Origin of the sequence: Phaeovulum veldkampii DSM 11550, assembly GCF_003034995.1 — a bacterium.
In the GTDB taxonomy this organism is placed as follows: Bacteria; Pseudomonadota; Alphaproteobacteria; order Rhodobacterales; family Rhodobacteraceae; genus Phaeovulum; species Phaeovulum veldkampii.
The window spans coordinates 1-260 of sequence record NZ_PZKF01000158.1 but is presented as its reverse complement, the minus strand read 5'-3'; the positions used below and the strand labels follow the sequence as shown (position 1 = coordinate 260).

The window sequence follows — 260 nt, the reverse complement described above, 5'->3', positions numbered from 1 at the left end:
CCCCACCCACGGTGATCAGGAAGGTGCTGCCTGGAACGGGCATTTCGACTGCACCTGCTATCACCCCATCTTCTTGTTCAACCAGTTTGGCATGCTGGAGCGCTGCGCCCTGCGTAACGGCAATGTCCACAGCGCCGATGGCTGGCGGGATGTCCTTGATCCCGTCATCGCCCGCTATGCGGAGCGCGATCTTGGCGGTCGGTTTTTCCGGGCCGATGCCGCCTACGCTATCCCGGCGATCTATGAGCGATTGGAAGAAG

1 protein-coding gene is annotated in these 260 nt (G+C 61.2%); it reads left to right on the top strand.

Features of this window, described 5'->3' with window-relative positions; all coding sequences use genetic code 11:
- A partial coding sequence (locus C5F46_RS16370) for a transposase (RefSeq protein ID WP_146160276.1) occupies positions 1 to 260 on the top strand: 260 nt, incomplete at both ends.